The sequence below is a fragment of the Acanthopleuribacter pedis genome (genome assembly GCF_017377855.1).
In the GTDB taxonomy this organism is placed as follows: Bacteria; Acidobacteriota; Holophagae; order Acanthopleuribacterales; family Acanthopleuribacteraceae; genus Acanthopleuribacter; species Acanthopleuribacter pedis.
The window spans coordinates 26,413-40,599 of record NZ_JAFREP010000018.1 but is presented as its reverse complement, the minus strand read 5'-3'; the positions used below and the strand labels follow the sequence as shown (position 1 = coordinate 40,599).

The 14,187-nt window shown below is 58.6% G+C and carries 9 protein-coding genes; 2 read left to right on the top strand and 7 right to left on the bottom strand.

The features are described from left to right. Positions 1-24: 24 nt before the first annotated feature. Together J3U88_RS19015 and J3U88_RS19010 are read right to left on the bottom strand one after the other, a co-directional pair. Positions 25-1,143 (bottom strand): AAA family ATPase, encoded by a 1,119-nt coding sequence (locus J3U88_RS19015; protein WP_207860527.1) that lies wholly within the window; start codon positions 1,141-1,143, stop codon positions 25-27. 7 nt (positions 1,144-1,150) lie between these two features. Then, positions 1,151-3,202 carry a hypothetical protein gene (locus tag J3U88_RS19010; protein ID WP_207860526.1) on the bottom strand — a complete coding sequence of 684 codons (2,052 nt, stop codon included), beginning with the start codon at positions 3,200-3,202 and terminating at the stop codon, positions 1,151-1,153. A gap of 388 nt (positions 3,203-3,590) precedes the next feature. On the opposite strand from J3U88_RS19010, the gene J3U88_RS35065 reads away from it, so the two are divergent. Further along, positions 3,591-4,190 carry a site-2 protease family protein gene (locus J3U88_RS35065; protein ID WP_207860525.1) on the top strand — a complete coding sequence of 200 codons (600 nt, stop codon included), beginning with the start codon at positions 3,591-3,593 and terminating at the stop codon, positions 4,188-4,190. A 58-nt stretch (positions 4,191-4,248) separates the two neighbouring features. Here J3U88_RS35065 and J3U88_RS19000 read toward each other — a convergent pair whose 3' ends face one another. Next, positions 4,249-6,060, bottom strand: coding sequence for a hypothetical protein (locus J3U88_RS19000; protein WP_207860524.1), 1,812 nt, complete (start codon positions 6,058-6,060; stop codon positions 4,249-4,251). Positions 6,061-6,420: 360 nt separating this feature from the next. Continuing rightward, on the bottom strand, positions 6,421-7,491 hold the full coding sequence (locus tag J3U88_RS18995; protein WP_207860523.1) for a 6-bladed beta-propeller: 1,071 nt from the start codon (positions 7,489-7,491) through the stop codon (positions 6,421-6,423). A 631-nt stretch (positions 7,492-8,122) separates the two neighbouring features. Here J3U88_RS18995 and J3U88_RS18990 point away from each other — a divergent pair. Then, positions 8,123-8,641 carry a hypothetical protein gene (locus J3U88_RS18990; RefSeq protein WP_207860522.1) on the top strand — a complete coding sequence of 173 codons (519 nt, stop codon included), beginning with the start codon at positions 8,123-8,125 and terminating at the stop codon, positions 8,639-8,641. Positions 8,642-8,709: 68 nt separating this feature from the next. Here the strand turns inward: J3U88_RS18990 and J3U88_RS18985 are convergent, their stop codons facing one another. From J3U88_RS18985 to J3U88_RS18975, 3 genes are all read right to left on the bottom strand, one after another. After that, positions 8,710-9,066, bottom strand: coding sequence for a hypothetical protein (locus J3U88_RS18985; protein WP_207860521.1), 357 nt, complete (start codon positions 9,064-9,066; stop codon positions 8,710-8,712). Next, on the bottom strand, positions 9,063-10,316 hold the full coding sequence (locus tag J3U88_RS18980; protein ID WP_207860520.1) for a serine/threonine-protein kinase: 1,254 nt from the start codon (positions 10,314-10,316) through the stop codon (positions 9,063-9,065). Before J3U88_RS18980 ends, J3U88_RS18985 begins: the two co-directional genes overlap by 4 nt. Before the next feature lie 383 nt (positions 10,317-10,699). After that, positions 10,700-14,110, bottom strand: a complete 3,411-nt coding sequence (locus tag J3U88_RS18975) for a response regulator (protein WP_207860519.1) — start codon at positions 14,108-14,110, stop codon at positions 10,700-10,702. Positions 14,111-14,187: the final 77 nt, after the last annotated feature.

The window sequence follows — 14,187 nt, the reverse complement described above, 5'->3', positions numbered from 1 at the left end:
TCGTTGCCAGGGGAAACGCATCGCTTAGACCTGCCCGGCGATTTGGTCCAGGCGGGCTTCGAAGCGTTGCCGGTAAGCGTGTTCGGCGGGGGCGCACAAACCGCAAAGCTTCACCAAAAACTGGTCGGCCGCGCTGAGTCGGCTCGGTTCGTTCTCCGCGCGGGGTTGCCGGTCCAGCCAATCGAACGAAAGTTGCAAGCGATGGCGTAGGGCGGGAATGATGATGTGCGCCAGTGATTCGGCGTCGGCCTGATCTTTATCCTCGAACAGCAGTGTCCAGGCTTTGGCGCCCAGTTGCAGGGCGACCGCGGCGCGTGGGCCGAACCCGTAGAGCAAGGCGTCGTCGAGTAAGGCTTTTAACTGCTGGGTTTGGGGTCCGGTCAGGCCTTGTAACTGGTTGAAGCGACCGTTGGTGGCGGCGAACAGGTTGAGCACATGGTGTTCTACCGAGGGCAGCACCTCGGTGGCGCGAATGCGTTTGCCCAACTCCGCGAATTTGGCCTTGGAGTCGGCCACGTCGCGGGGCAGCTTGCTCCGGTCGAGATCCGCGCCTGACTCGGGATTTGGCGGCGCGGTTTGCTTGGCGAGAATGGCGCGCAAGGTGTGGTTGTCCGGGGTCGGCATGGCGATCTTAAACATAAAACGGTCAGCCTGGGCTTCCGGTAGGGCAAAGGTCCCCTCGTGGTCGATGGGGTTCTGGGTCGCCAGCACAAAAAAGGGGGGGTCCAGTTGGTAGCGTTCACCCAACACGGTGACTTGGCGCTCGGCCATGGCCTCGAGCATGGCCGATTGGGTTTTGGGTGTGGCCCGGTTGATCTCGTCCGCCAGCAGGAGGTTGGTGAAAATCGGCCCCTGGCGGAAGCGCAGTTGGTTGCGGTTTTCGAAATCGGGCATCCAGGTTCCGGTGATGTCGGCGGGCATGAGGTCGGGCGTGAATTGGATGCGGCCGAACGGCAGCGCCAGCACGCGACCCAAGGTTTTGATCAGCTCGGTTTTGCCCAGGCCGGGGTTGCCCTCCAGCAGCACATGGCCCTCGCTGTAGAATGCGACCAGGCAGAGTTTGCCCACGGTTTCCACCCCGAACATGGTGACGCTTGTGGCGTCGATGAGCGCGGTGGCAAAGGATTTAACGGCTTGACTCACGGGTACCTCATTGTTTTTTGCTGGGTTGGTTGGGCGCGTTCACCGCGCGATGGTCTTTGAGCAGTTCGGCCACCCAGGCGGGCAGCGGTTGGGTGGCACCCCCTGTCTCGGTGGCGCGGCGCCCCTCGCGGTAGGCCACGCGACGACGCTCCTTGGGCGTTGGTTCGGGCGTCTCGGCGTTCGAATCGGGGTTGCTGTCGCCGTTGCCGCTTTGCATCATCGGCGGGATGTCGATTTCAATGGTTTGGTCGCCGGCACGGGGGACGTCCGCCACCACGGCCTCGGCCTCGCTAATGGTGATTTCCCCACCGGAACCGCCGCCGGCTTGGTCGCCGGAACCTTGCCCGGCGCCGTTGCCACCGGAACCTTCGCCTTTGGTGGGGGCTTCTTCGCTTGGGTTCCCCGCGCCGGATGGTCCGCCATCGCTGGAGCCTGGCGGTTGGGCGGGTGCGTCGCCGTTGGGTTCCGCGCCGGATTGTTGACCGGAAGGTGAACCTGGCTCGGCCTTTTCGCCATCGCTCGGCGATCCTTTTTCGGCATCACCGCCCGTTGTCTCCGTGGTTTCACCGTTTTCGGCGGCGTCCTCCGAAGGGTTGCCTTGGTTTTGGCCGGGCTCTTGAGCGCTTTTTTCGCCCGGATCACTCGGTTGGTCGCCCGATTGGCGCTGATCACCGGATGGATCACCGGACCCTTCGCCGGTTTGATCTCGGGACGTGTCGCCGGGTTGATGTTCGTCCGAGGCGGATGGGTTACCTTGGTCTGATGCTTCATCGCGTGACGCATCCGCGGGCGGGCGCTGTTCCGTTGCCTGCCCGTTGGGGCCGGCCTCGCCCTTTTGCGGCGTCCCGTCTCCCGACTCGGGCCGCTGTTGCTCGGCCGATTCGCCGGACCCGCCGCCCTGGGACGCGTTTTTTCGGCCCTGCTGATTCTGGCTGCTCGGGCTGTTTTTGTTGGCGCTTTCACCGTTCTTCTGAGGCTTGCTGTTTTGGTCGCTGCTCCCCGAGTCGTCGCTTTGCCCATCCCGCGTTTCGCCTTGTTCGCTTTGTCCCTCGCCTTCGTTGCGCCCGCCGGCAGCGTCGCCCGGCGCGGTTTGATCACCCGGTAGGCCGCCGCCTTCTTGTTGTGCTTCACGCTGTTCGGAGTCGTCCTTCGCTTCGCTCTGCCTGTCAGGGTCACCAGGGGTGCCGAGCACATTTTGGGCATTGGGTTGCGGCCAAAAATCGCCCGGTATCCAAGCGGGTTCAAACCAAAGCAAGGGCGGTAAGATTAGCAAGATCGCCAAAAGTTGGACGAGCAACAACCGCGGCAAGCGCAGGCGCACCTCGCCGCGCAAGGGGCCGTTGGTGAACATCGGTAAACGGGGGATTTGCTGGGATGGGTCCGCGCGCTCCATTAAGTTGGCCAAGTGTTGTAAGCGGCTGTTGTCGGCCGCTAAATCAGCCCGTGCCGCTTGTTGGTAACGCAGCCCCACATGCCAGGCCGCCCCGCTGCTGAACAGGCGCTCCTGTTGCCAACAGATACCGAGAAGATCGGGACGCCTTCCCCAGCCGGTGCAGGCATAGGCGGCGGCGCCGACGGCCGCGGCCGCGACAAGCAGGGGGAGCAAGCTGAAGCGGCCTTCCAGCAAAAGCAGGTTGGCGAGCAGCAGCGGGAGCAACGGCAGGCCTACTTGGAGCAACCCGAACCAGGCGGCATAGGCGCGGGCATGGTGTTCGATACGTTGGTAGACGGGCGCTTTGTTGGCGCGAACCACCGCGGCGGAACGACGCAGGCGGGTCCCATACCATAGGCCGACGGCCAAAAAACCAAGCAACACCAGACGCAGCAGCCACAGGGCGAAGATCGGCAAAGCGAGCACGAGTCCGGCAAACAAGAAGACGGAGGTAACCATCGCCGTCCATTGCAGGGCGCTTCCCCGTTGCCCGAGGACCCGGACCGCGGCGAACAAACGGACGAAACCCCGGCCTGTTTGGCGGCTTTGGTCTAAGACAAAGCTGCCGAAGCGGTGCAGGTTGGTGACGGCGTGGTTGAGTTGAAGGCGTTCGATGAGCGACGACAAGCGGTGTTTCCTCGGCGTGGGTCGTTACGCGCGGGGGCGCTGGGATGTTCTACGCGGATTCGGGCGCTAAGGTCTCGGAAAAGGGGCCCGAACGGAGGGAGGCTGGCCAAAGTCTGCCACAGGCGGCCGGGCGCCGCAATTGCGGATCAGCCGGAAGCACCACGCAATTCGGTGTTTTGCCGGACCAAACCCACCTTTTTTCCGTCTTAAATCGAAGGCAACCCGCGCGCGGGTCGACGCCAAGAATCCCTATGACCTGATTCAAGTTCGGGTAGAATATGAGGTTTTGAGCGCGCCCCAATGGCCGCTCGATCCCGATCCGGTTCAATCCAATGCGAGGTGCTTTATCGACTCCGCCACGATGATTAATTTTCTCATGTGGGCCAGTGTGTTTATTTTTTCGGCGACCTGCCACGAGGCGGCCCACGCCTTGGCCGCCAAATTGGGCGGTGACGACACCGCCTACGCCGCCGGTCAGGTTAGTTTGAACCCGGTGCCGCACATCCAACGTGAGCCGGTCGGCATGGTCGTGATTCCCGCGATCTCTTTTTTCCTCTCAGGCAGCATGATCGGTTGGGCCAGCGCGCCCTATGATCCCTACTGGGCCGCCCGCCATCCCAAACGCGCGGCCTTGATGGCGTTGGCCGGGCCTTCCGCGAACCTGGCGCTGTTTCTGGTGGGCATTGCTTGTATGCACGCCGTCCTGTTTTTCGGTGCGGATTTGGGTCCCGAAATGCTTGAATTCCTTGGGCGGTTTTCTGAAATCTTCGCCACGCTGAACCTGTTGTTGTTCGTCTTTAACATGATCCCGGTCCCGCCGTTAGACGGTGCCGAAATCATTCTGCTGTTTTTCCCCGAACACCGGGCGGAAGAGATCCGTCACAAGTTGCGCGGTATGGGCATGATTGGGTTTCTCGTTGTGTTCTTGGTGTTCCCCAAAATCTTTAGCGTGGTGCAGCGCGTCGCCTTTACGATTTTCGGTTTCTAGCGTCACACCGGCCGGCTAAGGGTGGCCTTAGCCGGCCGGTGTTCGCTTGTTTTGCGACTTAATCACACACGTTGTAGGTGGCGCACATGCTTTCCGGCACGCAAAAATAGGTCACGCTGATGGCGGGGTTTTTGCGCTTGCCCTTTTTGTAGGGGTAGATGGTGCGCGTGGAACGCGTGTAGCGATCCAACACCCGGTAACCCGCTTGGCGGGCGCATTCCGACCAGCTCAGCAAACCGCCCTCATGACTGCGCCAGGACGGGCGCAGCCCTTGCCCGGACATTTCGTGGACGTGGCGAAAGCCCGCGTGGTAGGTGTTCCAGGCCGTATTCAGCAAATCGTCGTCGCTGAGCCCGGTTTCCTCCGTGAAAATGAGCAGAATGCCCGCATCGGCGTAGCCGCGGAAGACCTCGACCATTTTTTCATCCGATTGGTCGCGCACCTCGTGAAAGCCGTTGCCGACGACCATCACCGTGTGGGTCTCGCGCAAACCCTCCGCATCCAGCGCCTCGGTGATTTTTTCGGGGCGGCCGATGTCGGCGTTGCGAATGAACTGCATGTTGGCGGGTAGAAAACCCTTGGCCTGTTCCTTGACCGCCTCGTCGATGGCGGCGTCTTCCAGGTCGGCCCCGAAATAACGCAAATCCGCCTCGCCGTTGCGTAAAAAGCGCTGGCGTGTGGCTTCGCCTTTGCCGACCGCGTGTTCGATATAGACGCCGTATTGAAAACCAAAGCGTGCGCAAAAATCGTCGAGGGATTGGTTGGCCGCTTCGAAGGTTTTGCGGTTGGCGTCCTGGCTGGCGGCCACGTTTTCGCCGCGACTCACCCAGGCACTGCTTGTTTTACCGCGCAAAATATCGCTCAGGTGTTCGGCGTAACTCGCGTAAGCGCCGACAATGCCAAATGGACCCGGTCCGCGTTCGAACACGCGGGCGCCCAGCACCGTCACCGCGCCTTCCGTTGTGAGCAGGCCGCATTGGGACAAAAATCGCGGCAGGTTGGCGAGGGGATGGGGAATCGCATCGGAGAAAACCACGCCCTCGGTGAGGTTTTTGGTGAGGTCCAGCGCGCGCAAGGCCAGCACAATCGGGAGCAAGCGATATCCCGCTTCCAACTCCCAATGACTTGCGAACCAGGCGCGGTCCAAGCGCTGCTTGCTCGCGGAAAAACTGAGCAAACTTTGAAGCCGTTCGCCGTTCCAATCGCCGTGGGGTGTCCCGCCAAACCAGGCCATCCACACACCGGTCATATCGATGCGTTCGGACTTGGTGAGCGTGCTCAAGTCGGCTTGCATGCGGCGCAGCGCCGGATCGGGCGACATGTAAAACGCGCCGTCCCGTTTGACCAAGTAACCCCGCGAAAGCAAAAAGTGCAGATCGATCTTGAGCTGGCGTTCGTTGAATTCGTTGTTCGCCGCAAAGGTGGCGGGATCTAAGGGATTGTCCTTCAACAGCCAACCGGTTACGCCCAATAGCTTGTGGGTCGACAACACGTGACGCAGCAGCCACAGGTCGGAAGGTGCGGTAATGGCGGCGGTAAAGACCATGTTCTGGATTACTTTCAGCGCGCGCTGCGCTGAATCAACGTCTTCCCCGCTGATTTGTTCGGCTGCCAACGCGTTTTTGACCACTTCCTTACAGCGGTCGACCCAATCCAGGATCAACAGGCCGTCGGTAAACAGGTGGGGTACCTTGCAGATGAACCACTGGAAACTGGCTTCATCAATGTAGGGAAACCCGGCGGAGGTCAGGCTGGTTGGGCCTGCCGTCACCGCTTTTAATTTTTCGGAACAGGGGTGGTGTCCCAGGGATTCGGCTTGCTCCAAGGCTTGCCACAGCTCGGGTCGGCGCGACGGTGGTTCTTGTTTCAAGCGGTTACCTCCCATGTTTGGATCCTAAAGCGGATGCGATTTTTTTCCCAGCATAACCAAAAACCGCGTTTTGGTAATGTAAAAATGTGTCGTTAAATAAGTTAACGCGCATGCTTACAGGAATTTTCGCGGACACGCGGACCATTTACAAGCAGAAAAATGTGAAGGTCTGCTTAACCTGTTTTGCGGCGGGGTTCGCCCAGGGCAAGCTCGAAATCGCCGCGCCTTAGAGAGGCCGGCGTGAAACACGGAACGGATGCGCTAGAGGTTACTGGAAACGGCGGGCTCTGTCGAAGAAGGGCTTGAAACGAAAAAGGCGCCCATGGCGGGGCGCCTTTTAAGGAGTTGCTTCACCGGGGTTTAGGTTGTTTGGGGCTTGGGTTCGGCGATGTAAACGTTGAAGTCACCGTCTTCATTGGCGCGAATAATGAGGAACTTGCCACGCGCGGCAAAAATGCGGCTTTCCTCACCGAGGGCCAGGTTGACGCGGCCGGTGGTTTTGCCGTTGCTGTCGACATATACGCCCACCAGGTTGCAGTAAACCGGCGATTCGCGGAACACCATGTAGCCGTTTTTCTTGTCGGGCATAATGTACTGGAAGAGTTGGTGTTTTTCGGGGAAGTCGAGCTTGACCCAGTTGTTGTTTTTCAGCCAGCCGATTTCGCGGTATTCGGCGATGTCTTCCGCGGACACCTCGGGCCGCGGCAGTTTCATTTGAACCGTGGTTTGCAGCTTGCCTTCTTGATCGAAGACTTGGGCGACGGGTTTGTCGGTGTCGGCGATGATGATGCGGTCGGCGTCGGCGTCGTAATGCACAAAAACATCGCGGCTGTAGCCGATCATGACAATGCCGCGCTCGCCGTCCTTGCGGGGTTTCCAGGAGGTGTCGGGCATGGTGAACAGTTCTTTGACCTCGGTGCCGTCTTCTTTGAAAATGCCGACATTGACCGTGGGCGCCGAGGATTCACCGCCGAAGCTGCGGTGGTGAATCAAGTAGTTCCCGTTGTTGAGGGGGCGGAAGGATTCGGTTCGGCCGCGGGCCAGGTTGAAGTTGACCGCGGAAACAAAAGTACCATCGCTTTTGAAGCGGTTAATTTTGCGCAGGCCGCCGTCGTAAACCACCAGTTCTTCGCCGCGGGTGGCAATGCTGGCCTGGGGACCACCGATACGCGAGCTAATCATCAAATCGCCGGGACCCTGACCCCGTTTGGCGAAGTTCCCTAAAAATTTGCCGCTTTCGTCCCAGTGGAACACCGTGGCTTCGGCCAAGTCCAGGATATAAACCTTGCCGGCGGGACTGACCGTGGCGTCCCAGGGGTTTTGCAAAAAGTTGTCGGCGTCCTCGGGAATGGCTGAAAGTTTGTGAACGGGCACCAGATCTACAGACTTGGGGCCGAAAAGCAGAAAACCGGAAAACAAAAGAACGAGCATGCTGTCCACCTTGGCGATAGGAAATGTGCCCCGATTGTAACCGAGCCCGGAAAAGCGAGGTTGCAAAGTTTTGGGAGAATGGGCCGGACGGGGTTATTTAGAGTCGGCGCAATGGGGTCTTGCAAAGGGTCTTCAATGGCCCCATGAATTTGATGTAGGGTGTGAGGACCAGTTTGTTCCAGGGCCCCCCGGCACGCGATGCACATCAAGCCTAGCCCGGCGGGCGACGTTGTTTGTCGTGCGGGAAAAGGCTGGGATTCTATGCGGGTTAGCGACATCGAAGTAACCGCTTCATCCATATCGGGAAGGGTTGGAAAAGGGCGCCGGCCGCATCCTCGTTTCCCGGTGTCCTAAGAACTAGAGAATACCTCGCTAAATCCCAGGGGGACACCTCGCGGTTGAAGCGCATCCCAGTGGGGAACCCTTGGTGGGAAATGCTGGTGAGGTGTAGGATGGGTCATCACCACCCCCATTGTGGAACCACACAGGGTTTCCAACCTCGCCGTCATCACCAAGTGATCCTGGAAGTGAATGGGGCCGATGTGAAAAAAAAATATTTTTTTGCTAAACCGTCGTCGCCGCTTTCCCGTTTGCTGGGTCAGATTACGAAGCGTGGCTCGGGAGGAATCACATGAAAAAGTTTTTGGTCGTTTTGTTGTCATTGAGTTTGGTGAGCGTTGCTTTTGCCCAGGCAAAAGAACCCGCCTACATGATTAATGTCGATCTTCAGAATTTCGGCGGTGAACAGGGCAACATGAAAATGAGCTTACCGCTCACCTTTATCGAAAGCATGCGTCCCCAGATCGAAGAGATTTTGACCGAGGTTCACGAGGGTGACCACGGTGTTGATATCAAAGCCTTGTGGGCGTCGATTCGCGATGCGGGCCCCACCGAGTTTGTTCAGGTTGACGGTCCCGAGGGCAAGGTCAGTGTGAAAACCGACGAAGAATTCTTGATGGTGAACGTGACCAACGATGAAGTACAGGACCTGCAAGTGAAAATCCCCTTGACCCTGTTTGAAGCCATCATGACCGACGTCGATAAAATTGACTACGAGGCGATCATCGAAACGCTCAAAGGCATGGCCGGTCAAGACTTGGTTACCATTGACTCTGAAGAAATCGTCGGTCGCGTGTGGATCTCTAAATAACCACCGCTCCTCCGATAAGGTCTCAAAAAACCCGGTTGTCACTTCACGGCAGCCGGGTTTTTTGCGTTTTATTGGGGAAAGGTTTCGATGACGGTCGGGGTGGTCGGTACCATGGTGTCTTTGTCCTGGGGCAGCTTCATGGCGTCGGCGATGACATCGATCATTTCCCCGTTGACCTCGGGATCGGCAAAAACGATCAGCGTGCGCGGTGCGGCGCGGCGCAACAGCACCCGGCCGTGGTCAAAAGCCAGATTGCCCGCCACCATGGCGACCGGCGTCGCCGCGATCACTTTGCTGATCAACGCCAATTTCTTGCGGGCGTCGACCGGGGCACTTTCGGTAAGCTCTACCACGCCGTGATCCCAACAGAGCGCGGCCCAGCGGCAGCCGGATACGCCCTCCATATCCTCCAAGCCAAGACTCATACTTCTCGCTCCTCGAAGCACTCGGCCAAGGCCTCGTACTCGCGTTGGTTGAGCTCGCTGAGGCGATGGTTACAGGTGCACTTCAGCCCGGCCAAACCACTGCCGTGGGGAATCACCAGCACGTGGGTGTCCTCGGTTGTGATCCGGCCGCGGCTGAATTCGCCCAGGGGTTCTAAGGCTTTGAATTCGTGCATGATGGTGTTGAGTAGGTGCAGCGAGGTGGCGTAACGTTCCGATATGTCGCCCAGTTTGGTGGTGATTTCGCCGCGGCGGTTGACGGCCACGCCAATGTGTTCCTCTTGTGGTGGTGGCGGTTCCGGTGTTGCGCTACAGGGCAAGCCGTCTTGCAAACGCTTGTATTGGCGGTCAATGGCTAGAATCGCCTCGCGCGCCGAGGAAAAACGTTCTTCCGGGTTTTTGGCGGTCAATCCCTCAATCACGCCCATGACACAGGGGTCGATGGAAACCCCAAAGGTTTCCGGGTTAGGTAAAGGGTTTTCGATATGTTGCTTCAACACCTCAATATAATCTTTGCCGTCGAAGGGCGCGTGGCCCGTGATCAGCTCGTACAAAATAATACCGACCGCGTATAAATCGACGCGTTCGTCCGTTTGGTGGCCCTCGATTTGTTCCGGCGCCACGTACAGTGGGGTACCCAGAATTTCGTCTTCCAGCGTGACCCGTGTGCCTGCTGAATCGCGTACCAAACCGAAATCGAGAATGACCGCGGTCCGGTTGCCCGTCACCATGATGTTGGCCGGCTTGATGTCGCGGTGAACTTTGCCGCGTTCGTGGGCCTGGGCCAAACCCTTCAGCACTTGGCGCATCAACTCCAAGGCCTCGTTTACTTCCAGGCGCTCGTGCATGCGCAGGTAGGTTTCCAGGTTGTAGCCGTCCAAGTATTCCATCACCAGGTAGGGTAGGTCGAGGTAATGGCCGACAAAATAAACATGCACGATGTGGGGGCTGCGCAACTGCGCCATGGCACGGGCCTCGTTGTAAAAACGTTTGGCGGAATCGGGGTCGTCCATTTTGTAGCCCCGTGCCAAAAACTTCACGGCCACGGTGCGTTCCAAGGAGCCCTGACAAGCTTTGTATACCGTGCCCATGCTGCCCGCGCCCAGTTCTTTGATGATTTTGACCTCTTGGCCGGGCGGTCCCAGCTCCACGCCGATCAGCGGATCTTTACCGCCGTTGGCGAGGCCCTGAATTTTGCGAACCAGGTTGGAAACGCTAAAAGAAAACTGCATGGACTGCCTCGTTTCAACCCAAAAAGTGTCTGCGTGCCGTTTTGGGTTTGATTGCGTGAAGTGAGCTGCTTCGGTAATACGAGGGGGTAAGCGGGCAAAATCCTTTTCAAAAAAGAGAAAAGAACCAAAAAGTGTGAGTCAGGGCCCGATGTTCAACGATCAGGCGACGAGGAAGAGCGGTTGGGCGTTCCAGAGGGAAGCGATTCGGGTGAATCGTCCAACGGTTTGTCTGCGTGGTCCCCGAAGAATCACCGCGAGGTATCGCGCTTCTGTTAGGTTAAAGTCTAACTCGGAAAGGTCGTTCACAGAAAGGCGACTTTTGCTGTTTTTCAAACGTTTGTGTGTTTTCATCGAGAATAACCGACCGGTTGGTATGGTCTGCCCTAATCGCCGGGGCTAGGTTTTTCATCACCGTCTTTTGCCTCTGTATCGCTAACCTGGGCTTCAATCATGGATTTGATTTGGTTTTTCTTAAAGGGTTTGGTGATGTAAGCATCCATGCCCGCGGCCAGGCAGGCTTCCTCGTCGCCTTTCATCGCGTTGGCCGTCGCCGCGATGATCGGGATGCGTCCGCCGTGTTCTACCTCCCAAGCGCGGATGGCCCGAGTCGCCGCAAAACCGTCCATGACCGGCATTTGAATGTCCATAAATAGCAGGTCGAAGCGCCCTGTTTGGAAGGTTTCCACCGCTTCAGCGCCGTTGCCGCTTAGCGTGACCCGGTGACCCAGCCCCGTTAACATTTTTTTGATGACTTTCTGGTTAATCGGGTTATCCTCCGCGACCAAGACCGCTAAGGATTGATTTTCTGGTTCCGGTTTGGCGGGTTTGGGTGGTTCGGTGGTGGGGGGAGGGGTTGCTTCCAAAGGGGTCTCGCTGTAGGCGCACTTCATCCGAAAGGAAAAAGTGCTACCCACGCCTTGTTCCGATGCCAAGTTGAAGTGGCTTCCGATCATGTCGACCAATTGCGCCGAAATCGCCAAGCCCAAGCCGGTACCGCCGTAATGGCGGGTGGTGCTACCGTCGGCTTGGGCGAAGGCTTCAAAGATGAGGGACTGCTTTTCGGGCGGTATCCCAATCCCCGTGTCGCTCACGGAAAATTGAAGGACCACGGTTCGGAGGCCTTTTTCCAGCAGGGCGCAAGCGACCGTAATGCGCCCGTCGTCGGTGAACTTGACCGCGTTGCCGATGAGGTTCACCAGGATCTGGCGGAGCCGGTGCCCGTCGGCGATAATCACCGCGGGAACACCCGTGTCAATGTCGATATCCAGCGCGATCTTCTTCTCGGCGGCGCGAATGCGGTGCATCGCCACGGTGCGTTGCAGGTGGGTGCGTGGATCGAAGGGAAAGGGATCTAATTCCAATTTGCCCGCCTCAATTTTTGCGTAATCGAGGATGTCGTTGAGCAGGAACAGCAGCGAGTCGGCGCTTTCGGCCACGGTTCGGACCTGTTCGCGTTGTTCCTCACTCAGCGGGCTGTCCAGCACCAACTCACTCATGCCCATGATGGCGTTGATTGGGGTGCGGATTTCGTGGCTCATGTTGGCCAAAAATTGACTTTTGGCGTGGCTTGCCGATTCAGCCCGTTCCTTGGCTTCCTCCAAACGCTGCTGCGCCAGCTTGGTCTCGCTGATGTTGCGTACGATGGCCAAAACCCGTCGGCCCGAGATGGGCAGCAAGCGCGCCTCGAAATACTGATCGCCGTGATTGATCATGGCCATGTCGTAGGTCACGATTTGCATGCGCTCCCGGTCAATTACCCGGCGCAACGCTTGGAGCATGGGGATTTCAGCCGAGGCAGGGAACACGGCCGTAAGGTATTCGCCCACCAAACCCGCCGAGTCCGTGTAAATTTGTTTTTCCATCGTGTGAAACCCCGCGATGGTGCCGTGTTCGTCGAGCCAGATGTACAGATCGGGAAAGGCTTTGACGATGGTATCCAATTCCTCGCGCGCCGTTTCCTGTTCGGTAATGTCGATGTTCACCGTGAGCAGGTACTTGGCTCGGCCCGCGTGGTCGGGAATGCACACCCGAACGGTACGGAACCAGTACTCGGTTTCGTTCCGGCTGATGCGCTCCTTTTCGATCAGCCGGGTACCCACCTGGCGCACACAATCGAGGTCCATGCCGCGAATACGGCGGGCGGTTTCGTGGGAGAACCAGTCAAAATCATTTTCGCGGGTCAAAGAAACGCTGTCCTTTTGTAAAAAGTCACGCACCGCCTGGTTGGCGCGGATCAAGCGGAAATCGGCGGCATTTTTGACCCACACCATAAAAGGCATCGATTCCACCAGTTGGTTCAGGAAGGTTTCGTTAACCCGCAAGCGCTCGTTTACCGAGCGCAAGTCACGGGTCTGCTCTTCAACCCGGTCGCGCACCTCGCGGGTGCTGCTTAAAATGACGATGCTGACGGCCACCAACAGCGCGGTCAGCAAAAAGCCGCCGGTTAGCAACAGCCAACTGGAGGCGTGGACCTGCTCCACCACATAGCGGTCGGGATAGCTGGTGGTGAGCCTTATCGTTCGCGGACCAAGTTGGACCGTGGCGACTCTTTGAAACAGGTGAGGGGCTTTGGCCTTGAGTTGATGATTGTGGGTCAGGGCGAAAAAGACCGTCCAACCCTTTGGGCCTTGGGCTTCGAGATGCACTTGGGTGCGGGGTTGCGAGCCGAGGGAATCGAGGATCAGGGGATCGAGCCGGAACACCGCGCCGAGACGGGCGGCATCGACAAACTCGCGGTACAGCAGCAAGCGGTGATCCTCGAAAACGACAACCTGAGTCGGGGATTGTTCCGTTGTCGGGTGTTTTGCGAAGGTTTCTGACCAGGCGTGTTCTTGCCCAATTGATGCCTCGGCCGATCTCGCGCCGCGGTGGGGGCGGCGCGTCACCCAGATCCGATCCGGGTTCTCGGCCGTTTCGCCCGCTTTCCAAAAGATGTGGCTCAGTTCGGGAGCCTGTTCCCAAAACGCTTGGGTTTGGCGGGTTAGATCTGCCTTGGAAGCGGGCGTTTTGTGGTTGAGAACCGTGCTGAGGTAATCCAGGGTTTGCAGGTTTTGGCGGAAGCCGAGTTCCAACACGTTGACCAGGTGGGCGTGGTTACGGCTGAGTTCCAGCTCGAGCGCGGTGCGATTCTGAGATTCGACCCAGCGTACCAAGCCAAACAAAATCAGGCAGAACATCACCGAGCAGCCGCCGTGGATCAAACGTCGGGCGAGCGCTTGTTTTTGGTTACCAAACAGAAACACCAGGAGTGGGGCCACGAGCATCACGCCGATGGTGTCACCGATCCACCAGGTAAACCAACTAAACGGAAGGGTTGCCAAGGTTGTGCGGCCCAATGCGAGAAACCCGAGGTGGGCGAGGGTGGGTGAGATCACACAGGCCGCGGGGCCGGCAAGGGCCAGTAAACGAATGAGGTCTACGGGATGGGTCGGCAGTTCGGGGCCGTCGCCGGTGCGGCGGAAAAAATGGGCGCCGAGGTTGGCTTGGAGGGTTGCGCCCACCGAAATCACGGCGGGGGAAATCCAATGATCAAGGCCCTGGAGCAGGAGCGTGGGCGGGCTGCTCACGCAACTGTTGGCGAGCATGGCACCGACAAGCGTGCCCCACAAGGCGGGCCGCCCGAGGAACAGCAGGGTGGCCGTCGCCCACCCCGCGGCGGGCCAGACGGCGGTAGCGTAACCTGGCGGGATCAATGAAAACAAGCCGAGCCACGCCGTAAACACATAACCAAGCGCGCTCACGGTGAAACAGGCAAGTGGAGATAGAGCCGTCTTCGGGGTAGTTTTGGGTTCCACGGTATCCTCTTCTGGATGAGGTGAAACGGGTACCTCTCTTATACCTAAGAGGCGCGATAAGAGCGAGGGGGTTTGGC